Source organism: Maribacter algicola (assembly GCF_003933245.1).
Classification (GTDB): Bacteria; Bacteroidota; Bacteroidia; order Flavobacteriales; family Flavobacteriaceae; genus Maribacter; species Maribacter algicola.
The window spans coordinates 574,372-596,862 of sequence record NZ_QUSX01000001.1; the positions used below are offsets into that span (position 1 = coordinate 574,372).

A 22,491-nucleotide genomic window follows, 5' to 3' on the forward strand; every position below is an offset into this window, starting at 1 on the left:
TATAATAGTGCCCAAAGGGTACTTGACCGAGGCAACCAAAATTTCACCGCCTACGTTTTTAGGAGCTTCATATAACGTAGCTCCAAGCCCAAGGAGTTGGTCGAATTCCCATTATTACCTTTATTTAGCACTGTGAAATCAGCTAAAATCACCTAATAGGAATAAACACGATCCTTATGGGCGCAAAAGAGACACTCTTTATAGCAAATCAGCATCGCACCATTGATATTACGAGGTATTTTTGCACAAGTATGAGTAGCTTGAAGGAAAGAAAGCAAAAAAAGAGAAGAATTTATAACCTGGTTATTGTTATTTCCCTGATCATTGTCATTTTGACGGCATTTTTGGTAAACGCCGAATAATAAGGAGCTTGGTCAATTTGCCAAACCATCTCTTTTCTTTAGGAATGTATGAAAATCAAAACTTGGAACCGAAAGCGGATATTGAAAATGGCAGGAAAGTTTTTTCTGGCCCTCATGCTGCTATTCTTTATTTTGGTACTGCTTATACGGACACCTTGGGTACAGCATAGTATCGTTACGAAGCTTACCAATTATATTTCGGAAAAGACAGGTACCAAAGTTGCGGTGGAGCATGTCTTCATAACATTTTCAGGGGCCATCATGACCGAAGGTATTTTCTTGGCGGACAAACAGGGCGATACGCTGCTCTACTCCAAAGAACTTCAGATGGATTTACCCATCTACCCACTACTCTTTAAAAATGAATTGTCCATTGACGATGTGTACGCCACTGGACTCATTGCGAACATCGGTAGGACCAAAAATCCCAATGGCTTCAGTTTTTCATTTCTGATGGAGGCCTTCGAAACCTCAAAGGATACCACTACCACCACAAAACCCATGTCCATATCATTGGGCGATTTTTATTTAAAAGACTGGAAAGTTCGCTACGACGATGCTTATTTGGGGACAAAATTGGACGTATCCCTTGGAAACCTGGAGACACAAATAGATGTTTTTAATCTGGAAGATATGACGTTTTCCGTGGATGGATTTAGTTTGGTCGATAGCCAAATAACCTATCATCAAACAAATGATTTTCCTGAATCCAATGACTCCACTACCACCCCGATGCCCACTATTGATTTGGGCAATTTCGATTTAAAAGAAGTGAACGTGGCCTACCACTCCCAACCTGATGGAATAACATCTCAAATGCAACTTAAAGATATTGGATTATCGGATGTGCAGATAGACCTATCCAAAAATAGCTACAAGGCAGAGGATATTCTACTGAAAGACTCCCATATGGATTTGGCATTAAATCAACCTGTGGACACCGTTGCCATACAAAAAGAAAACACTCTATTTGAGTGGCCCCAAATGGAAGTTTCCCTGAATAGTGTTAATCTGGAGTCGAACTCCTTTACTTTTTCCCGAAACGGCGCCGTACAAAATGATACCTTGTTCATCCCCGATGCCTTTGCAATAAACGATTTGCAACTAATCGCTGAAAATGCAAGTTACAATCCTAAAAATGTACATCTGGGAGTAGAAAACCTTTCGTTCAAAGAGTCAACCGGAATCAATCTAAAACAATTGCGTTTTGAAATAGGTCTAACGGACAAAAAAGCCTTCATTTCCAATTTAAACATACAACTGAACCAAAGTGAGGCCCGTGCCAGTCTATCTGCAGAATATACTTCTCTGGATGGAGCCATGGAAAATCCAGCGGACAGCAATCTGGAAGTGGCCCTTACGGAACTCAAACTGGAACCAGGGGATTTTGTCAGAAGGATACCCCAATTACAAAAAAACACCTATCTGGATTCCCTTGCGAAACACCCTATTACGGGTAGCCTAAAAGCAAAGGGGAGCTTGAAAAAAGTAGAAGACTTTGACACTGAACTCCATTGGGGACCTAATACCATTGTAACCATGGAGGGAGATTTTTTAAATCTCACACAACCTTATGCCTTTTCGTTCAATTTGAACAATATTGACTTAAAATCCACCAAAGAAGACCTTGAAAAATTCATATTGTCCAAGAACGTACCCTTTAAGATTCCCGAAAAACTATCACTCAACGGAACGGCGCAAGGAACCATGGATTCCTTTGAGACACATTTGGCCTTGGTACTACCAGAAGGTAAAATAGACATGGATGCCACTGCAGATCTCGGTTCCCAAAAACAATTCAAGGCACAAGTGAGCACGGATAGTCTGCAATTGGGAACATTGTTGCAAAACCAAAATCTGAGAACTATTTCCCTTCAAATTGAAGGTTCCGGTGCTGGTTCGGAACTTTCTACCATGGATGCCCAAATTAAGGGTGCCATTTCCCAGTTTCAATTCAATGCATACAATTATAAGGACCTTAAACTTTCAGGAACACTAAAAAATGGTTCTGGGAATATATCCTTGAATGTTCAAGACAAAAATCTCAATCTTACATCGGATACGTCTATTGATTTAACCTCAGAAGGAAATAACATCAAGTTTACTTCCAATATAATCGGTGCGGACCTTCGGGAACTGGGCTTCACCAAAAATGACATAAAAATTGCAGCCGATATAAACGGTTCCTATTCGGGCTCAGCCAATAATTTTAACATCCAAACCTCCATTACCAATGGCATTGCTGTGACCGGTAATGAACAATACCAAATTTCTCCCATAATCATTAACTCCCACGTAGAAGATTCCGTAACAGATGCGACCATAGAAAGCGGCTTTTTGAATGGAAAACTCTACTCAAATGCATCCCCCAACAGAATCAATAAAGCCTTAAAAAAACAATTGGAAAACTACTTCACTGAGGAAGCGGGGAATAATAATTTGGACAATGTCAAGGCGGAATTAAAATTGGCCCTTATCCCTACCCCTATCATTTCAAAAGTATTTTTTGATGGCGTCCAAGATTTGGACTCGGTACATATTGATGCCCATTTCGATGCCCGTTCAAGGCAAATTAACGGTGAGCTCTTCATCCCCAAATTCTCCTATGCCGGCAGTATCGTGGACAGTCTTGCTATAAAGGTCCTTGGGGATTCGCTAAACCTCAATTTTTCTGCGGGTCTTTCTAGTTTTGAGTACCAACCGCTTCACTTAAAAAAAACCTCTTTAACGGGAAACCTGCAAAACAAGGAATTGGTATTGGATTTTAGTTCCGTGAACGACACCACCCAGATAATGCATATCAACTCTGAACTGGTATTCAAAAAAGATACTCTCACCCTCCATGTCTCTCCCAAAAATCTTACGCTCAATAAAAAACAATGGCAAGTACCGGAGGATAACAAAATAATCATGGCAGAATCCTATTCGGATTTTCAAAATCTGATTCTTTCTAGAAACAACCAGTCGCTTCAAATTTCAACAAAGGTTCCTAAAATGAATAGCGACCATATAGGAATCGTTTTTAAAAACTTCCAATTGCAATCCCTTTTAAGTCTGTTGAATCCCGATGAACCTATTGCCAAGGGCGTCGTCAATGGTAATTTTGTTATACTTAACCCATATGAAGCTTCAGGTTTGGTTTCGGAAATGGATATTTCAGAATTTCTACTCATGGGAAATCCGCTGGGGACCTTAAGCCTAAATGCCTCCTCCAAATCCCTGAACGACTATGATTTTGACCTTATATTGAAAGATGGTGCAGATCTTAGGCTTACCGGAGATTATGTGGCTAAACAAAATGATGCCGATTTAAACCTGGAACTGGACATTCAAAAATTTCAAACAAGTATTATACAGGGCTTTCTTAAGGATCAAATTTCAAATCCGTCCGGGTATATCTCCGGTAGTATGCTGGTCAATGGTACGCTTAGTAATCCCGCCTACTCCGGCAGGTTAAATTTCAATGAGGTAGGTCTTACACTGTCGGATTATAAAACAAATTTGAACATCAACGAACAGCAGCTCGATTTAAACGAAGAGGAAATCACCTTTAATGCTTTTAAAGTAAACGATTCAGGCAATGGAACAATTACTTTGGATGGCACCATAATTACAGCTGATCTTTTTAATCCGGAGTTCGACCTTGCTATCCAAGCGGAGAAATTCACGGTACTGGATTCCAAAAAAGGAGATAACGATTTGGTTTATGGCAAGGCTCTGATCGACACGGATTTGGAGGTGACGGGAAATATAGCATTACCGGTAATCAATGGTAGGCTAAGTATTGGTGATGCAACGGACCTCACCTATTTGGTTCCCCAAAGCCAATACGAAATACAGGAACGGGAAGGCGTAGTAATTTTTGTTAATCGTGAAAACCCCGATGCCATATTGACACGAAACTCGGGCGAAACGACCAGTTCAGTCTTTGCCGGCATGGATATCAATACCACTCTGGAAATTTCGGATGAAGCTCTATTTACAATAATCTTGGATGAAAAAACACAAGATAAATTACAAGCATCTGGAAATGCGACTTTAAATCTCAATATTGATCCAAATCAGGATATACGATTATCGGGAAGACTGGAGCTAAATTCTGGATTCTACAGAACAAGCCTTTATAATCTAGTAAGCCGGGAATTTAAGATTAACGAAGGAAGTAGCGTGGTATGGACCGGTGACCCCTATAATGCAAAACTGGATGTTACGGCCATCTATGAAATTGAAACCTCCGCTGCTCCCCTTATGTCTTCTATAAGCTTTGGGCAGGATACCGGGATTTCCGGACAATACCAGAGATCTTCCACCTTTTTGGTGTATCTAAATGTTGGAGGTGAAATTACGACCCCAGAACTATCCTTTGTATTGGACATGCCCGAGAATGTACGGGGAACCTATGGCGGAGCGGTTTATGGCCGCATACAGCAATTGAACGAGCAAGAATCAGAACTTAACAAACAGGTGTTTTCCTTACTGGCCTTGAACCGATTCTATCCTACCTCAGGAAGTGATGGAAGTAGTGGTGGTGCCGTGGCCCTCGCCCGAAACAATGTAAACAAAGTGCTATCCGGCGAACTCAACTCCATCTCCAATAAGCTTTTGGGCAATAGTGGTTTTGAACTGGATTTTGATCTGGACAGCTTTCAAGAGAATCTGGGTGCCAGTTATCAAAATAGAACCCAATTGAATATCAATGCACGTAAGAAACTGTTCAATGACCGTTTGATCGTTACCGCGGGTAGTGCTGTAGACGTGGAGGGAAGCGCTTCCAATTCCGATACCGCTACGCCCCTCATTGGAAACGTGACCTTGGAATATCTATTGACAGAGGAAGGAACCTATCGCCTAAAAGGGTTTAGAAGACAGGAATATCAAAATATCATTGACGGGCAACTTATTGTTACGGGACTTGCCTTTATTTTTGATCGGGAGTTCAATAAATTCAGTCAGTTGTTCAATCCGGTAAAGAATACGGCCAAAAAAGAGGACAACCCTAAAAAAGAATAAGACAAACCATGAACCTGAAACAAATTATTTGAAAAAATCCATCAGAAAATATCTTTTTTTATCTGGACTGGGAATTTTGCTAATACAATCCTGTAGTATAGAAAAGTTCATCCCGGAAGGTGAGAGGTTGTATACGGGTGCCCAATTGGAATTGGACACCATTGGTGAATTCAAGGGGTTAAAGGATGTTAAAACCGAGTTGGTCAATCTAATCGAGCCCAATCCCAATACAAGGTTTTTGGGCATGAGACCGGCCCTGTTTTTTTATTACAAGGCACAACGTGAAAAACCAGGTTTTATTTATAGATTTTTGAACAAATCCTTTGGTGAGGAACCGGTATATTTTTCAGAGGTCAAACCAGAAAAAGTAGAGGAACTGCTATTGAACCGTTTGGACAACAACGGCTTCTTCTATAGCCGAACCAGCTCGGAACCTGTCCTGAAAGAAAAATACGCCTATGTAAATTATGCGGCTACAGTTCAGCAGCCTTATACTTTGGAAAACTACCAACTGGACAATGATTCCCTTCCCATTTACAGGGAATTGTCAGACCTCATCAAGGATACGCCCTTATCCAAGAACGACCGTTTTGATCTTGACCTGCTCAAGGCAGAAAGGGAACGTTTGAATTTCAATCTAAAACAACGCGGCTATTATAACAGCCAGGCAAATCTTCTCATTTTCGAGGCGGATACCAATCAATATAAAAATAAGAAATTCGACCTGTTTCTTAGATTGAAAAAAGAAGTACCAAAAAAATCGGCCATGCCCTATATCATAGATTCCATAACGGTATATCCCAATTATTCCGTGGAGGGGGATACCATACCAAAATCCCGACAAAATCCGGTAACGGTCAATGAAACCGATTTTATACAGAACGAATACTTCTTTAAACCTGAATTGCTAGAAACCTATCTTCTCTTTAAAGAAGGAGACCTTTATAATGCAAATACCTCTAAGATTACCAGCGACCGACTCGCTTCCTTGGGCAGTTACAAATATGTAAATATCCAATATAGGGAGTTGGATACCACCATGACAGATGGCGATTACGGTTCCCTAGCGGCCGATATCTATTTGGCTCCGTTGACCAAACGTTCCCTTCGGGCAGAGGTACAGGCCGTTACAAAATCCAACGGATTTACGGGACCTGGTGTGCAACTTACCTATAGCAATAGAAATTTGTTCAAAGGTGGGGAAACCTTAAGTTTATCCACCCATTTCTCCTATGAGTCACAGCTCTCGTCCGGGAATAATTCCAGTTTAAGCAGCATTGCTTATGGCATAAAGGGCGATTTAATTTTTCCAAGGTCCATCCCTTTTTCACCCAGAAATTTTAGATACTCCGTTCCTAAAACCAAAATTTCCACGGGAATTGATTTCTTAAGACGTAGTCAGCTTTTCACCTTGAGTTCCATTAACGGTTCCTTTGGATATACCTGGAAGGAGAATAAGTATGTATACCATCAACTGGATCCCGTTAGTATCAACTACTCCCGTTTATCCAATGTAACCGATGAATTTCAAACCATTTTAGATGACAATCCATTTCTAAGACGAAGTTTTGAACAACGCTTTATAGCCGGACTTATGTATGGATTTACGTACGACGAAGTATCCGATTTGGATAAGGATTATCCTATTTTCTTCTCCACGAACATGGATATTGCCGGTAACCTTTTTAGTTTGCTCGATGGTGGTTCAGGGACCATCGTAGGTTCGGAATACGCCCAATATGCCAAGGTGGATGCAGACTTTAGGTTTTATCTGCGTTGGGGCAAGGACCAATCCTTGGTAACCAGGGTTTATGCCGGGTGGGGCGTGCCTTATGGAAATAGTGAGACAATGCCTTTTATAAAGCAGTTTTTCTCCGGAGGGCCTTATAGTGTTAGGGCTTTTGACATACGCTCCTTGGGTCCTGGTAATTTCAATGCCCAAGAAGACGAGTCCACTACGGACTATTTTGACCGTTCCGGTAATCTAAAACTGGAAGCCAATTTGGAATACCGATTTCCTATTTATTCCTATTTAAAAGGTGCTTTCTTTGTGGATGCTGGTAACGTTTGGCTTACGGGAAATTACGATGAATTGGAAGCCGACCAACGAAACAGTAATTTCTCCAATACCTTGTTCACCGATGGTACGTTTGAATCGGACTGGATTCGTGAAGTCGCTGCCGGATTTGGATTCGGTGCCCGTGTGGACATCCAGAATTTTGTGATTCGTCTAGATTTGGCTTCACCCTTCCGTGTTCCCAATCGGCCGATAAATGACCGATGGAACATCCCCTTCTTTGGGGATAAAGGAAATAAAATGACCTTGAATTTCGCTATTGGATATCCATTCTAATGGTATGAAACATACCTAGGTCAAATTTACATTTGAATTAAATTTTTATTGACTAACAGCTTCGGGGCGTCTAATCTTCTGCTCCCAATCCCATGCGGATTTCATGGCGTCATCCAACGTGGATTCAGCTTTCCACCCCAGCACTTCGTTCGCTTTGGTCGTATCGGCATACGCCGTAATCACATCCCCGGGGCGTCTGGCCACCATTTTGTAGTTCAGTTTTTCCCCTGAAACCCTTTCAAAACTTTCAATAACCTCCAACACGGTACTTCCGGTTCCGGTTCCCAAGTTAAACACATCAAAGTTGGACGCATTCTCTTCCTTTAAAAGTCTTTGAAGGGCCACCACATGGGCCTTTGCAACATCTACTACATGGATGTAATCCCTGATGCAGGTACCATCTGAAGTTGGATAATCGCTTCCAAAAACCGATAGTTCCTTTCTTAGTCCTACGCCCGTCTGGGTAATAAAGGGCACTAAATTTTGAGGCACGCCCAAGGGCAATTCACCAATATGGGCAGATGGGTGTGCCCCCATAGGATTAAAATAGCGTAAGGCTATGGCCTGGAGGTTGGGGGTAACCTTGCAGGTATCCCTGATGATTTCCTCCCCAATTTGCTTGGTATTTCCATAGGGCGATTCGGCAGCCTTTACCGGAGCGGATTCTGTAATCGGCATTTTATCGGCTTGCCCATAGACCGTACACGAACTACTAAAAATAAAGCGGGCCCTTTGCATGGCACTCAGCTCCTGCAGCATGTATACGAGCGTATTCAGATTGTTTTCATAGTAATTCAAAGGTTTGGCCACACTCTCACCAACCGCCTTGAAGGCTGCAAAATGGATAACACCGTCCAAATCCTTGTTTTCGGCAAAAAAGGTTGAAACGGCCTTTCTGTCCCGAAGGTCCAAACGAACAAAATCAGGTCTTTTGCCGGTAATGGCCACAATTCCCTCCAAGACATCCTCCGAAGAATTACTAAGGTCGTCAATGATCACTACATCAAAGCCTTCATTTTGAAGTTCAACAACGGTGTGGGACCCTATAAAACCAAGTCCGCCGGTTACCAATACTCGCATACTGTTTATTTTTAGGTTAGACCGATTCCTTCCTAAGAATTTCGGAAACGGCCAGTAAACTTTCCCGCCAATGCGGAATGTCCATTTTTAATACTTTTTTTATTTTTTCCTTGTCCATCACACTATAGGCGGGACGTTCCGCGGGGGTAGGATATTCTTTCGATCGGATTGGTTTTAAATCTACCTCAATATGGTTGATGTCAAATATCGCCGCCGCAAAGTCGTACCAACTGGCCACACCTTCGTTACTGAAGTGATAGATTCCGTAATTATCTATTTCCTCCGAAATGATTTTTAGGATTACTTCAGATAGATTATGTGCCGATGTGGGCGTGCCCACTTGATCGAATACAACCGATAATTGGTCCCGTTCCCTACCATATTTGAGCATGGATTTAAAGAAGTTATGACCGTATGCCGAATACAACCAGGAAGTACGTATAATGAAATATTGATCCATATTCCGTACCACCTCCTGTTCGCCCTTGAATTTGGAATGACCGTAAATTCCCAAAGGACTGGGTCTATCGGTTTCCTTATATGGTGAACTTTGGGTGCCATCGAACACAAAATCCGTGGAAATATGTATTAATTTTGCATTGGAACCGTGACACGCCTTTGCCAGGTTTTTGGCTCCTTGTTGGTTAATGAGCAATGCAGTTTCTGAATCTTCTTCGGCTTTGTCCACCTGGGTATAAGCTGCACAATTGACACAATAATCAAAGTTGCCCTTATTAAAAAAATCCGTGACCGCCTCTGGGTTCGTGATATCCAAATCCTTTGAATTGGCAAATTCAAATTCAATGCTTTCATCAATGGATTGAACCGTTCTTTGCAAGGTAGTTGCCAATTGACCTGCGCCTCCGGTCACCAAAACTCTTTTTTTACGCTGCATGAAATTGCTTAATTGAGTATCAAATCCTTGAACCTTGGTAATACTTGGTCCTTCTCGGAAATGATGAGTTCACTTTCGTTTATTTCCCAATCGATGTTCAAATTGGGATCGTTGTATATAATTCCCGCTTCTGCCTTGGGGTCGTAATAATTATCACATTTGTAGAAAAAGGTAGCCGTTTCGCTAAGGGTCACAAAGCCATGGGCGCATCCTCTAGGAACAAAGAGCTGTCTATGGTTTTCTGCGGATAAAATAGTCTTGAACACGTTTCCATACGTTGGGGAATCCTTTCGGATGTCCACCGCCACGTCCAACACTTTTCCCTGAAGCACCCGTACCAACTTCGCTTGGGCACTTTCACCTTTTTGATAATGCAACCCACGCAAGACCCCTTTGGATGAAAACGATTGGTTGTCCTGAACAAAATTCACCATAAGACCGGTCAGTTCGGCAAACCTTTTTTGATTAAAACTCTCAAAGAAATAACCTCTTTGGTCCTCAAATACCCTAGGTACCAATTCATAACAATCCTTAATATTCGTTTCTACAACCTGCATATTTCTATGATATTACGGACCACAAGGTCTTACTATAGCCACTTTTTAGCAAGGGCTCCGTAATCTTTTTAAATTGATTTTTTGTAATGTATCCCATTTTATAGGCGGCGGACTCGATAGAACCTATTTTCAAACCTTGCCTTTCCTCAATCACTTGTACAAACTGGGAAGCTTGCATCAAGGAATTGAAGGTTCCCGTGTCCAACCAGGCCGTTCCGGTATCCAAGATACTTACTTTTAATTTACCCCGTTTTAAATATTCTTTATTTACATCCGTAATTTCCAACTCGCCCCGTTTACTGGGCTTAATATTTTTCGCAATGGAAACCACCTCGTTATCGTAAAAATAAATGCCTGGAACCGCATAATTTGATTTTGGTTTTGCCGGTTTTTCCTCAATGGAGAGCACGTTCCGCTTCTCATCAAAATCAACGACCCCATAACGTTCGGGATCGCTCACGTGATAGGCGTAAATGATACCACCGTCTGGGTCATTATTGGCCTGAAGCAATTTTTCAAGTCCCGTACCATAAAAGATGTTGTCCCCTAAAATAAGGGCTACTTTGTCATGGCCTATGAATTTCTCCCCAATGATAAAGGCTTCGGCCAAACCATTGGGAGCTTCCTGTACAGCATATTCGAATTTACAGCCCAACTTACTGCCATCACCCAATAGTTTTTTGAAATGAGGCAAATCATGAGGCGTGCTGATGATCAAAATTTCCCAGATTCCCGCTTCCATGAGCGTTGACAATGGGTAATAGATCATCGGTTTATCATACACCGGCATCAACTGTTTACTTACGGCCAGCGTACATGGGTGCAGTCTTGTTCCGGATCCACCGGCCAATATTATTCCTTTCATCGGTTTACATGTTATGGGTTAATGGACCAAGCCCTAGACCAAGGTTTTTTCATATTTTTCGATATACCATGAAATGGTCTTTTCAATGCCCGTTTCAAAGTTTTCATCGGCCTTCCAACCCAACTCCTTTTCTATTTTGGTGGCATCAATGGCATACCTAAAGTCGTGCCCCGCTCTGTCCTTTACATAGGTAATAAGTTTACTGTACGGTTGTTTGTTGTCCGCAGGATGGAGCTTGTCCAATAGTTCACATATCCGTTGCGCGATGTATAGGTTGTTTCGTTCGTTCCTGCCCCCTATATTATATGTTTCCCCGGACTTTCCTTCCTCATAGGCCAGAGCAATTCCCTTACAATGGTCCAACACATATAACCAATCCCTGATATTGCTTCCGTCACCATAAATGGGAATAGGTTCTTGATTTAAGGCTTTTCTAATAATGGTAGGAATCAACTTTTCATCGTGCTGTTTTGGTCCATAGTTGTTGGAGCAGTTGGTGGTGACCACGTCCATGCCATAGGTATGGTGGTAGCTTCGCACGATAAAGTCCGACGAAGCCTTGGAAGCGCTATAGGGACTATTGGGCGCGTAGGGCGTTGTTTCCATAAATAGGCCTTCCTTGCCCAAGGTTCCATACACCTCATCCGTGGAAACATGGTGAAATCTACAGTCTTTATAGGCCTCCTTATAAATTCCAGGTGCAACCATCCAATGTTTTTTGGCAACATCGATCAGATTAAAAGTTCCGATTATATTGGTCTGCATAAAGGCATCCGGATTGGTAATGCTATTGTCCACATGGGATTCCGCAGCAAAATGGATGACCCCTTTAAAATCGTATTCATCAAATAAGGACTCGATCAGTTCACGATTACAAATATCACCTTTCACAAAGGTATATCTAGTGTGGTTTTCCACTTCCCTTAAGTTGTTGGAATCCCCCGCATAGGTCAGGGCATCTAGGTTTACAATATGTATCGATGACCGCTCCCCAAGATAGTAGGGAATAAAATTGGAGCCTATGAAACCCGCTCCTCCTGTAACCAAAATCGTTTTTTTCATGAATATCGGTTTATCCTTAATTTCAATTTTTGTAAATATAATCCTACATTAAATTTTCTATCAACTATTTGTTGTGAAACGTAAAAAGCCTGTGGTAGAATACTGTTTTGTATAGACTAGTCATTTTTAAAAGCTCTAAAAACCGAGACCAAGGCCAAAAACCAAACTACAGTCATGTGATATATTTTCCTACTTTTGAAAGCCTTTACATTCCTAAATATGATACCAAAACCTGAAATTGATCAAATCAACATCTCCATCATTGACGATGAATTGATGAACTTGGAAATGCTGGGGTTCATCATTCGTCAGTTGGGTTTTGGCTCCACGGGCATCCAACATAGTCTGGAGGCCATCGAAATTTTAGAAAAGTCGGTTCCCGATCTCATTCTTTTGGATGTGAAAATGCCCAAAATGGACGGTTTTGAACTTTGTACCAAAATTAAGGAACATAGGAAATTAAAGGAAGTTCCAATTATCTTCCTTACCGGACTGGACCAAACGGAAAATAAGATCAAGGGATTGGAACTTGGCGGGGTGGATTATATCACCAAACCGTTCAACCCCTTGGAGCTAAAGGCGAGGGTCAAGACCCACATAGAACTCTCCATGGCCAAAAGAAAAGTAGAGGAACAGGCAAAAAAACTTAAGGAAGACTTAGCCATTAAAAACCGAATGTTCTCAATCATAGGGCACGATCTTCGGTCTCCCTTGAGTGCGGCCAAACTCAAGATGGATTTTATTCAACGCGGAATCATAGACCACACCTCCCCCGATTTTATAAACGGGACGGTCTACGAAATCTCCAGGACGATGGACGAGGCCCTGAACCTTTTACAAAACCTTTTGGGCTGGGGAAAATCCGAAAGTGGGCAAATTGAGATTATCGCGGAAAAAATTGCATTGCACGATATGGTCGATGAAACCTTTAGACTGCTAAAACTGCCAAGCAGCCACAAGGGAATAGGTCTTATAAATGAAGTGCCCCAAGAGACATATGTCTATGCCGACATGAATACCATCAAAACGGTTCTAAGAAACCTGGTTTCAAACGCCATTAAGTTCACACCGAAACAGGGAATAATAGGAATTGGGGCGGAGACAAAAGGGAAATGGGTCTACATTTCGGTTACCGATAATGGTAAAGGAATCACCGCGGAGGACATCAAAAAAATCCTAAACCCTAAGAAACATTTTAGCCAATTGGGTACGGAAAAAGAACCGGGAACGGGATTGGGACTAGTCCTATGTCAAATCTTCATCAAAAAGAACGGTGGAAAACTTTCCATAGAAAGTGAACCTGGGAAAGGCAGCACTTTCACCTTTAAGCTCCCCCTGTACCAAAACCAGGCCTAGGCCACTGGCTCTGCAGCAACACCGCCACGCTTGGCGCGTTCCCAATTCACGGTTTGACTTCCTTTCAGGTATCTCCAAAGGCCTAAAAACACGGAGAGATTCATGATAAAAAAGTAATAGGGAACGAACAAAACCTTTACTTTGATCCTTCTATTTTCCAAGAACCAGCCCAACAATGCCGCTGCATAGAACATCATCTGCCCCCAAAACAATATGGAGTAGATGCCCAAGGCATATATTCCCTCATTCATAGCCAGCACCAAATTCATGGGGATTAAAAGCAAAAGAAACAGGGGTGTCAAGGTCCATCGCAATACCCTATGGGAAATGTACTGGAACGACAGGGTCCCATACTTAAAGAAATTCAATAAGGGCGCCAATCGTACAACGGATTGCAATCCGCCCGCGGAAATTCGCACCTTACGCTTCAATTCCTCCTTTACGTTGGCGGAGGCCTCTTCAATGGCAAAGGCTTCCGGGTTGTACTGGATGGTGTAGCCGGACATGGCCACGCGTAACGAGATCATGAAATCGTCCAAGAGCGTATCCTTTTCCACTTCCTGCCAAAGTTCCGTTCTAATGGCAAAAAGCTCGCCCGCCGCTCCAACAACGGAATACAGCTCGGCATCCCATTTTTTCAACTGCGACTCATACTTCCAGTACAGGCCTTCCCCCGCACCCGCAGCGGCATCGGACTCCTTGGAATAGATTCGCTTTTCCCCAGAAACACAGCCCACTTTTGGGTCCCTGAACAGTTTTACGATTTTCTTAATGGCATCGGCTCCCAAGGTGGTATTTCCATCGGAAAAAATTACGATCGGAGTATCCACAAAGGCCATCCCGCGGTTCATCGCGGCAATTTTTCCATTTCGGGCCGGTTCATGGAGTACTCGGACCCCATCATATTTTTTTAATTGATCCGGTGTGCCATCGTTGGAACCATCGGTCACCCAGAGTTGTTTTATCTTGTTTTGTGGATAGTTCAAGCTTTTGGAATTGTTGACCTTGGCATCCAGATAGTCCTTTTCATTATAGGCCGCCACGAACAAGGTTACCTCTGGCTCGTAGTCCTCGTTACCCGTAAACTTTTTGTCCAGGCCCAAGAGCCTACGTACTTTAATGATCGCGAACAGCAACATTCCATAGCCCAGATAGGAATAAAAAATAACGAAAAGGGCAATCCAAAATAAAACTTCCAGTACTGACATAATCCCTGTTTTTAAATAGCTATTGATTGTTTTTTCACCACCGATTCCCAGGCTCCGGTGAGATGGTTGTATTGTTTGATGACCCGTGCCGGGTTACCCACAGCTACGGAAAAGGGCGGGATGTCCTTGGTAACCACGCTTCCTCCTGCGATGATACAGTGCCTTCCTACGGTTACGCCGGCCACAATGGTAACGTTCGCACCGATCCAGGAGGCCTCTTTTATGCGAATCAGCGAGGTGGAAACCCCCTGTTCATGAATTGGGCGTGTAACATCCTCATAATTATGGTTCAATCCGGAAAGCACCACATTCTGCGCCAATCGAACATCGTTGGCAATACTAACCGGACCAATAAGGGTATTCCCCAACCCGATACGGGTGTTGTCTCCAATGATCACATGCCCCACACCGTTATTAATGGTGGTGAAATCCTCAACGGTGGAGTTTCTGCCCAATTCAAATCGGTTCCAGGGAAGTACGTCCATACGGGTACGCCGACGAATTTTGGCTCCCTTTCCCTTTTTATGGTAAAAGGGGTTTACGAACCACTGCACCCATAATCTAGGCCTTGCCTGTCCCCCGGGCACAAGGGCCCAATGCACTAATCTCTTTAATGATGTATTTTGTTTTATGCTGTCCTTTAGTCCCATAATCAAGCCGATTTTTGAATGGCCTCATAGATGGCCCCTACATTATTTTCCCACGTATGGCTTTTGGCAAACGCTATTCTGGATTTTATGAGTTCCGATGAATTTTCTTTCAACGCCCTTTGTGCCAAGGCTATGTAATCCTCTTTTGTTTCCGCTAGATACACATGGTTCTGGAACATCTCCATCGCCTTGGTGTGGGTAGCCAACACAGGTTTCCCCATGGCCAGGTACTCATCGATCTTTCTAGGGTAGTTTCCAATGGTCCAATCATTGACCACCTGTGGGTTCATGGCAATATCGAAACCTTTCACGTATGCAGGTAGTTCTTTGGAGTCCTTACTTCCTAGAAAATATACATTGTCCATTTCGTGCAAGGCACTATTGCGAAAGGCTTCGTCCTCAGGTCCTACCAATACAATGCTCCAATCCTTATTCTTTTGGGCCATGTATTCCAACAAACCAATATCCAAGCGCATTCCCGTCAAATAGCCCACATAACCAATAATAGGCCTGGGAATATTGGTGAACTCCGCTGGGATAGGTATGTTGTTTCCTTCATCGTTGAAGAGGGACAAATCGCAGCCTTGTCCCACCATAAAACTGTTTTTGTTGAACTTGGCCCCATATTCCGCATAAAGCGTAGAATTGTTCACGACAACATCGGCCTTTTTTATAAGCTGGGGTTCCATACGCTCGCCATGCCTTTTCCAATAGGGTACTTTTATCAGATAATCGCGCATATAGTAAGTATAGAAACTTATGGGCAATAGCTCCTTGAGGTGAAAGCCCAAGAACATGGAGCTGTCGTTGAAAAGCAAAACATCCTTAAAGTCGAGGCGTTCCATGGCGGAACGTATGTTCTTCGCAAACAATCTGTTGTTCCTCTTGTTCAAGACTTTGAACAGGGAATGTGAGGGCAACCAGTTTATGGATTCGATCCTATTTTTAGGGTAGAGGTTCCAGAGGTTCTCCCCTATGGATACCAAATCTTTCTGCAAGCCTTTTTGTATCTGTATCCGTTTCATCACCTTTTCCGTATTTGCCTCTCTTTTTAGCGTGGCACGGTCCAAAGGTGGATTTACATAGAGCACTCTGTTATACCGGGCAAACTCGGTCGCAATGTTCTTACAATTACTGCCGATTTCGATATCCCAGGCCTGTATGCCTATCACTACAATATCCCTTCCCTTGATCATTGCACAATCACGTTTTTATTTTCTTGATATACTTCCTGATATACTTCGTGGTAAATGGCCAGTACCTCCGATGCCATCGTACGCCACGAGAATTTTGCGGCACGTTCGATACCTTTTTCGGCCAACATTGCCGCCAACTGCCTATCCTGAACCAGCATTTCTATGGCTTCGGTAATTTCCCATGGATGCAAGGGATTGACTATCAAGGCCGCATCCTCCCCGGCAATTTCCGGCATGGATGAGGTATTGGAGGTAATTACGGGCACTCCACAGGCCATCCCCTCCAAAATGGGAATTCCAAAGCTCTCCCGTAATGATGGATATAAAAACACGGTACACTGACTAATGAGCGCCGGTAATTTGTCGTTGGGAACATATCCGGTCAAATGGATTCTTTTGCGAAGTTCCGGCCGGCCAAGGGTATCCAATATTTTTTGCAAGGCACGCTCCTCGTAGTCCAACATTACCAAGGTATAGGTATTGGGGTACCTATCGTTAAAGTCGGAAAAAGCCTCAATCACCCCCGGAGTATTTTTTTTGGGGTCCGTATTGCCCAAAAAGAAAAAGAATTTATCGGGTAAACCGTAATCCATCTTTACCTGCTGCAGTTCCGTACCGTTGGTTATCTTCTTAAAATGTTGCCCTACCCCATTGTAAACGGCGCATAGCTTTTCATCGTTAAATCCGAAGTATTCCTGAATCCGTTTTCTTTCATAGTTGGAAACCGTTATGACCTTTTTACTTTGTCTCACTACGGATGGCACCACAAAACGCCGATACATATTCCCTAATTTCTGATACCAAGTACCAGCCCTATTCAAAATACTGATGTTTTCCAGGTAAATGATATCGTGCAGTGTGGTCACTACAGGGATTTTACTGTTAATAGGTCCTGTATTGCTGGTACAATGGAGGATATCACAACCCTCTCGTTCCGCCGCTTTGGGCAATTCAATCTGTTCCCATCCCGGGTATCCAAACTGGGATTTAAGTTCCACGACCTCAAAATTGGGAGCTTCCGGAATGCAGGTATGGTCCGCATCTGGTTTTACGAAAATCACATATTCGTTCTCCGTATCCAATTTCTGGAGGTTCTTGATCAGCTCCAACGCCACCATGTCCATTCCATGCTTCTTTTCCCTGAAAAGTCGCTGGCCTTCAATCCCTATCTTCATCTTTAATTAATTGCTTTTTATGGTCCCGTGCTGGGTATGAATAAATTTCTTGTTGGCGCCCTTTAGCTTAAAAAGCGAAAGGAACATGACCCCAAATGCCTTGGGTAGGGTCCAAATGGCCCGCAATGTGGCCGCGTTATAAAATTTTTGGGGTATGGCCAACAAAAATGAAAGAACCGTCATCCCAAAAATCAGGTACCACGCCAAGGGCGACACCAACAGCCTTGAAGCCTCAAAGAACACATCGAACAACAAATAACCCATGGTGATGAGTACCACCATGCCCAACAATAATATTCGGGGTGGGGAAACCATTTGATAGACCTTATCGGCAAAATCGACATTCCCCCTTAAAAATAATTCCTTGAGCCCCGAGGCGGCGAAACGCCCGAAATACACAAATTGAGCCGAAAGCCATCGCTTTCTTTGATTGGAGAAAACATCGGTCTTTTGGACTTTTTCGTCCAATACGTAGGCATCCGCCAAATATTCAATGGTATTTCTGTCCTTGAGTAACTTCAATTCCAGCTCCTTATCAAACCCGCCCACGGCATTTACCTGTGCCATGGTCTTTTTGAAAAAATGAAAATCAAAGGCCATCCCGGAACCGATCAAGGCGGAAGAAAGTCCCAAAACCCGGTGTCCCTTTCGGAAGATATGGTTGTTCACTTCTTCACTTATGGCATCCAAAACGGCAAAGGCCGTGTTGGTGTTTTTGGCCACACGATGCCCTTGGACTACCTTATATCCTTTGTTAAAGGCATCGTTCACTTTACCGATGAAATCCCGTTCCATGATGTTATCCGCATCCAATACAAGGGCCACTTGATAATCGTCTCCCAAAAGCTCCATGGCCTTATTGAGTGCCTTGGACTTGGTGCTTTTTTCAAACGAAACTTCCAAAACGGTTATGGGCAGTTTTTGGAGCGCCTCCAATGTGGTCCTTTTGAAGGAATCCGCAATGACCACCACCTCGAATAGGTCCTTTGGATATTCCTGCTCCAGCGCACTTTTGGCCACCTCCACAATGACATTGTCCTCCTTATACCCAGGAATGAGCACGGCAAATTTCCGTTCCCGGTTCATGATCCTGGCCCGTTTTGGGGCCTTAAAGACACCCGCGAAGGCAAAAATGAACACGTAGAGGGAAGCAAAGCCGAAGTAGGCGATCAAAAGCACCTCCAAAATGTACGCTATGATTCTAAGAACATCCATATTGAGGGGCTACTTAGGAATTCACCAATGCCTTTATGGATTGGTCCTGCAACATATTATCAAAATACTCGATCGTTTTAATCAAACCGGATTTTAGGTCGACAGAAGGTTCCCAGTCCTTTAGTTTTTCTTTGGCCAGGGAAATGTCTGGTTTGCGTTGCATGGGATCATCCGATGGTAATGGCAGGTGAATGATCTTTGATTTTGAACCAGTAATTTCTATGATATTTTGGGCGAGTTCCAGCATGGTGAACTCACCGGGATTCCCAATGTTTATGGGTCCGATAAAATCGTCATCGGTATCCATCATTTTTATCATTCCATCAACCAGGTCGCTTACATATTGAAAGCTTCGGGTCTGGGTGCCTTCGCCAAAGACGGTAATGTCCTTGCCCTGAAGGGCCTGCATGATAAAGTTGGAAACCACCCTACCATCGTCCGGTTCCATTCTGGGTCCGTAGGTATTAAAGATGCGAATGATCTTTACTAAGACGTCATTGGAATGGTGGTAATTGATGAACAGGGACTCCGCACATCGTTTCCCTTCATCATAGCAGGAACGGATCCCTATTGGATTTACATGGCCCCAGTAGTTTTCTGGCTGCGGATGTATTTCCGGATCGCCATATACCTCACTGGTAGAAGCCTGTAATATTTTGGCATTGATACGTTTGGCCAAGCCCAACATATTGATAGCACCTAAAACCGATGTCTTTATGGTCTTAATGGGGTTATGCTGATAATGCACCGGAGAAGCCGGACACGCCAAATTATAGATTTCATCCACTTCGATAAAATAGGGCAGGGTTACATCATGCCGTATAAGCTCAAAATAGGGATTGTCCATTAGGTGTACGATCTTGCTCTTTCTACCCGTAAAGTAGTTGTCCATGCAGACCACCTCGTTACCTTCGTTCAATAGGCGTTCACAAAGGTGCGAGCCTACAAATCCCGCCCCGCCGGTTACCAATATTCTTTTCATCTGTTGTTTTTTATCTTTTATAAAGGTTCGAGGTCTACTAGACAGCCTTTTTTACTTGTACGGGCTGTTCCTGCTGATTGTTGATTGTTTCTCTACCAATACTGTAATATTGGAATCCAAGCTCCCGCATTTCTTCTGGGTCGTATACGTTTCTTCCGTCAAAAATGAGCTTTTGGTTCATAATCTTCTCCAAGATCCTAAAATTGGGCATCCTAAATTCTGACCATTCGGTCACCAAAATCAATGCATCTACCTCTATACAGGCATCGTATTCGTCCTTGGCATAGACAACGGTTTCGCCCAAACTATGTTTGGCCTCCTCCATGGCAACCGGATCGTATACACGTACCTGGGCACCCATGGCCTTTAACTGTTCTATGATAACCAAAGATGGTGCTTCGCGCATATCATCCGTTTTTGGCTTAAAGGAAAGACCCCAGATTCCAAATTGCTTGCCATTCAAATTGGTTCCTAAATGACCTTTTATTTTTTCCACCAATTTGGATTTTTGTCTATAATTAACGTTTTCAACGGCTTTTAGGACCTCTAGGGAATGCCCATGTTCATCGGCCGTTCTAATCAAAGCCTGAACATCCTTGGGGAAACAGCTACCGCCATATCCCGTACCCGGATAGATGAATTTATTACCGATGCGCGCATCTGAACCAATGCCCTTGCGAACCAAGTCCACATTGGCCCCGACCAGTTCGCAAAGGTTGGCAATATCGTTCATGAAGCTGATTTTGGTCGCCAGCATGGAGTTTGCGGCATACTTTGTCATCTCTGATGAAAATATATCCATAAACAACAAGGGGTGACCGTTCATCAAGAATGGTTTATATAATCTTTTCATGGTCTTTTGAGCGCGATCGTTTTCTATTCCAACAACAATTCTGTCCGGTTTCAAGAAATCATCCACAGCGCTACCCTCTTTTAAGAATTCTGGATTGGAGGCTACATCAAAGGGTATGTCCACTTTACGCTTGTCCAATTCCTCCTGTACCGCTTTTTTCACTTTAAAGGAAGTTCCAACGGGAACGGTACTTTTTGTAATAATCACTTTGTAGTCGTCCATGTGCTGGCCAATTTCCCTGGCAACGCCAAGAACATACTTTAAATCGGCACTACCATCTTCATCCGGTGGTGTTCCCACAGCTATAAAAACAGCATCACTGCCCTGTATACCCTTGGCCAAACTGGTAGTAAAGGTTATCCTACCCTTTTCTAAGTTTCTTGCCAATAAATTATCCAGACCCGGTTCATAAATGGGAACCTCTCCATTTAAAAGCATCTGAACTTTTTTCTTATCAATGTCCACACAGGTAACATCGATTCCGGTTTCTGCAAAACAGGTACCCGTAACCAAACCTACGTACCCTGTACCAACTACTGTTATTTTCATTTTGTTTGAATTGATTATATATTGTAAATATATTCTTACATTTTTTGAAGAAATAATATATGTTGTATAACCACCCCAATATGTGGTGAATACTTTTTTATTATCTATTTAAGATTTCAGGATTTTATACGACCTAACAACTCCTATTTTGATAACTTGAAATGTGTCAGATTCCAATAAATGGCACTAAAAAATGCCTTCAAATGTTCAAATTGACCTTTTAATAGAAATGTGATAAGATTTTTGGGAATGGACACCACGGTCTGAAACAGCATGCTGAACCATAGATATTTGGAAGAAAAATTTCTTCTGGCAAAGACTATCCTATTCCTTGCGATATAGTATGTTTTTAGTGGACTGTTCTTACCCGTGGACAATGATTCCTTATGTAGGATATATGACTTTGGTTGATAATAAATGGAATATCCCGCCCTTTTTATCATTTCGGCCCAGTCATGTTCCTCATAGTACAGGAAATACATTTCGTTCATCATGCCTACTTCTTCGATCACGTGTCTGGGCACCATCATGGCCGCTCCGTGAATGGAGGCTGTTTCCCCTTCGCTGTCATAGCTTCCATCATCGGTCTGATGATACCCAATGCTATGGTTCCTAATCGTCCATTTGTTCATGGGCGTATATCCGGCATATTGGATCTTACTGGGGTCCCAATGAAATTTGATCTTGGGGCTTACCATACCAATGGTCGTATCCTTTTGTAACGTTTCCACCAAAGGCTCCAAAAAGTGTTCCGGTACTATGGTATCGTTGTTGATGAACAGAAGATAGTCTCCTTTCGCCGCTTTCACCCCAAGGTTATTTCCGCCTGCAAAACCTAGGTTTTCATCGCTCTCGATCAACATAATTTCTGGGAAGGTCTTCTTGATTATGGACGGATCGTCATTTGGCGAAGCATTGTCCACCACAATGACCTCCACATTTTTGTACGAAAGGTTCCTCAAGGATTCCAAAAGATCCATCGTTACCCGTGATTCATTGTAGTTCACGGTAATGATGGAAACAAGAGGTAGGTTATTGTTCATGGGAAAATTGGTTTTATGGGCATCGCCAAAGGGTTTATTACCCTAGGATTGCCTCGAAATTAAAGGTTCGTTTTCAAAGA

General features: G+C 42.9%; 16 protein-coding genes. 3 read left to right on the forward strand and 13 right to left on the reverse strand.

The genetic code is table 11. From position 1 onward, the window contains the following. Window positions 1-449 precede the first annotated feature (449 nt). Both DZC72_RS02435 and tamL read left to right on the forward strand, forming a co-directional pair. A complete protein-coding gene (locus DZC72_RS02435) occupies window positions 450-5,372 on the forward strand; it encodes a translocation/assembly module TamB domain-containing protein (RefSeq protein WP_165869249.1) in 4,923 nt (1,640 codons plus the stop codon). A 28-nt stretch (window positions 5,373-5,400) separates the two neighbouring features. Further along, window positions 5,401-7,725 (forward strand): translocation and assembly module lipoprotein TamL, encoded by a 2,325-nt coding sequence (gene tamL, locus DZC72_RS02440; protein WP_125221313.1) that lies wholly within the window; start codon window positions 5,401-5,403, stop codon window positions 7,723-7,725. Between the two features lie 45 nt (window positions 7,726-7,770). Here the strand turns inward: tamL and galE are convergent, their stop codons facing one another. From galE to rfbB, 5 genes are read right to left on the reverse strand one after another with little or no spacing between them, the layout of a single operon-like run. Continuing rightward, window positions 7,771-8,805 carry a UDP-glucose 4-epimerase GalE gene (gene galE / locus DZC72_RS02445; RefSeq protein WP_125221314.1) on the reverse strand — a complete coding sequence of 345 codons (1,035 nt, stop codon included), beginning with the start codon at window positions 8,803-8,805 and terminating at the stop codon, window positions 7,771-7,773. Between the two features lie 16 nt (window positions 8,806-8,821). Beyond that, on the reverse strand, window positions 8,822-9,700 hold the full coding sequence (rfbD, locus tag DZC72_RS02450) for a dTDP-4-dehydrorhamnose reductase (RefSeq protein WP_125221315.1): 879 nt from the start codon (window positions 9,698-9,700) through the stop codon (window positions 8,822-8,824). Between the two features lie 8 nt (window positions 9,701-9,708). Further along, window positions 9,709-10,257 (reverse strand): dTDP-4-dehydrorhamnose 3,5-epimerase, encoded by a 549-nt coding sequence (gene rfbC, locus DZC72_RS02455; RefSeq protein ID WP_125221316.1) that lies wholly within the window; start codon window positions 10,255-10,257, stop codon window positions 9,709-9,711. 4 nt (window positions 10,258-10,261) lie between these two features. Further along, the gene (gene rfbA, locus DZC72_RS02460) at window positions 10,262-11,122 is read right to left on the reverse strand and encodes a glucose-1-phosphate thymidylyltransferase RfbA (RefSeq protein ID WP_125221317.1); all 861 of its coding nucleotides are present in this window, start codon (window positions 11,120-11,122) and stop codon (window positions 10,262-10,264) included. A gap of 33 nt (window positions 11,123-11,155) precedes the next feature. Further along, a complete protein-coding gene (gene rfbB / locus DZC72_RS02465; protein ID WP_125221318.1) occupies window positions 11,156-12,184 on the reverse strand; it encodes a dTDP-glucose 4,6-dehydratase in 1,029 nt (342 codons plus the stop codon). Window positions 12,185-12,403: 219 nt separating this feature from the next. On the opposite strand from rfbB, the gene DZC72_RS02470 reads away from it, so the two are divergent. Next, entirely contained in the window at window positions 12,404-13,540 is a 1,137-nt protein-coding gene (locus DZC72_RS02470) for a hybrid sensor histidine kinase/response regulator (protein WP_125221319.1), read from the forward strand. On the opposite strand, the gene DZC72_RS02475 is transcribed toward DZC72_RS02470, so the two are convergent. From DZC72_RS02475 to DZC72_RS02510, 8 genes are all read right to left on the reverse strand, one after another. Beyond that, window positions 13,537-14,748, reverse strand: a complete 1,212-nt coding sequence (locus DZC72_RS02475; RefSeq protein ID WP_125221320.1) for a glycosyltransferase family 2 protein — start codon at window positions 14,746-14,748, stop codon at window positions 13,537-13,539. The two genes, DZC72_RS02470 and DZC72_RS02475, sit on opposite strands and share 4 nt — an antisense overlap. A gap of 11 nt (window positions 14,749-14,759) precedes the next feature. Continuing rightward, window positions 14,760-15,398, reverse strand: coding sequence for an acyltransferase (locus DZC72_RS02480; RefSeq protein ID WP_125221321.1), 639 nt, complete (start codon window positions 15,396-15,398; stop codon window positions 14,760-14,762). Between the two features lie 2 nt (window positions 15,399-15,400). Further along, the gene (locus DZC72_RS02485; RefSeq protein ID WP_125221322.1) at window positions 15,401-16,594 is read right to left on the reverse strand and encodes a glycosyltransferase; all 1,194 of its coding nucleotides are present in this window, start codon (window positions 16,592-16,594) and stop codon (window positions 15,401-15,403) included. After that, window positions 16,591-17,769 (reverse strand): glycosyltransferase family 4 protein, encoded by a 1,179-nt coding sequence (locus DZC72_RS02490; protein WP_207891696.1) that lies wholly within the window; start codon window positions 17,767-17,769, stop codon window positions 16,591-16,593. The genes DZC72_RS02485 and DZC72_RS02490 overlap by 4 nt, the downstream gene beginning before the upstream one ends. Window positions 17,770-17,775: 6 nt before the next feature. Next, window positions 17,776-18,984 (reverse strand): glycosyltransferase, encoded by a 1,209-nt coding sequence (locus DZC72_RS02495; protein ID WP_207891697.1) that lies wholly within the window; start codon window positions 18,982-18,984, stop codon window positions 17,776-17,778. Window positions 18,985-18,997: 13 nt separating this feature from the next. Beyond that, window positions 18,998-19,966, reverse strand: a complete 969-nt coding sequence (locus DZC72_RS02500; protein WP_125221323.1) for a UDP-glucuronic acid decarboxylase family protein — start codon at window positions 19,964-19,966, stop codon at window positions 18,998-19,000. A gap of 37 nt (window positions 19,967-20,003) precedes the next feature. Continuing rightward, complete coding sequence (locus DZC72_RS02505) at window positions 20,004-21,368, reverse strand: UDP-glucose dehydrogenase family protein (protein ID WP_125221324.1); 1,365 nt, start codon at window positions 21,366-21,368, stop codon at window positions 20,004-20,006. Between the two features lie 143 nt (window positions 21,369-21,511). Beyond that, window positions 21,512-22,411, reverse strand: coding sequence for a glycosyltransferase family 2 protein (locus DZC72_RS02510; protein WP_125221325.1), 900 nt, complete (start codon window positions 22,409-22,411; stop codon window positions 21,512-21,514). Window positions 22,412-22,491 lie beyond the last annotated feature (80 nt).

Excerpts from the sequence above, each read along its gene's own strand:
- rfbA (WP_125221317.1), bottom strand. The coding sequence starts at position 11,122 with ATGAAAGGAATAATATTGGCCGGTGGATCCGGAACAAGACTGCACCCA.
- DZC72_RS02435 (WP_165869249.1), top strand. The coding sequence starts at position 450 with ATGGCAGGAAAGTTTTTTCTGGCCCTCATGCTGCTATTCTTTATTTTG.
- DZC72_RS02505 (WP_125221324.1), bottom strand. The coding sequence starts at position 21,368 with ATGAAAATAACAGTAGTTGGTACAGGGTACGTAGGTTTGGTTACGGGT.
- DZC72_RS02485 (WP_125221322.1), bottom strand. The coding sequence starts at position 16,594 with ATGATCAAGGGAAGGGATATTGTAGTGATAGGCATACAGGCCTGGGAT.
- rfbB (WP_125221318.1), bottom strand. The coding sequence starts at position 12,184 with ATGAAAAAAACGATTTTGGTTACAGGAGGAGCGGGTTTCATAGGCTCC.
- galE (WP_125221314.1), bottom strand. The coding sequence starts at position 8,805 with ATGCGAGTATTGGTAACCGGCGGACTTGGTTTTATAGGGTCCCACACC.
- DZC72_RS02490 (WP_207891696.1), bottom strand. The coding sequence starts at position 17,769 with ATGAAGATAGGGATTGAAGGCCAGCGACTTTTCAGGGAAAAGAAGCAT.
- DZC72_RS02480 (WP_125221321.1), bottom strand. The coding sequence starts at position 15,398 with ATGGGACTAAAGGACAGCATAAAACAAAATACATCATTAAAGAGATTA.
- rfbC (WP_125221316.1), bottom strand. The coding sequence starts at position 10,257 with ATGCAGGTTGTAGAAACGAATATTAAGGATTGTTATGAATTGGTACCT.
- DZC72_RS02510 (WP_125221325.1), bottom strand. The coding sequence starts at position 22,411 with ATGAACAATAACCTACCTCTTGTTTCCATCATTACCGTGAACTACAAT.
- DZC72_RS02470 (WP_125221319.1), top strand. The coding sequence starts at position 12,404 with ATGATACCAAAACCTGAAATTGATCAAATCAACATCTCCATCATTGAC.
- DZC72_RS02495 (WP_207891697.1), bottom strand. The coding sequence starts at position 18,984 with ATGGATGTTCTTAGAATCATAGCGTACATTTTGGAGGTGCTTTTGATC.
- rfbD (WP_125221315.1), bottom strand. The coding sequence starts at position 9,700 with ATGCAGCGTAAAAAAAGAGTTTTGGTGACCGGAGGCGCAGGTCAATTG.
- DZC72_RS02500 (WP_125221323.1), bottom strand. The coding sequence starts at position 19,966 with ATGAAAAGAATATTGGTAACCGGCGGGGCGGGATTTGTAGGCTCGCAC.
- DZC72_RS02475 (WP_125221320.1), bottom strand. The coding sequence starts at position 14,748 with ATGTCAGTACTGGAAGTTTTATTTTGGATTGCCCTTTTCGTTATTTTT.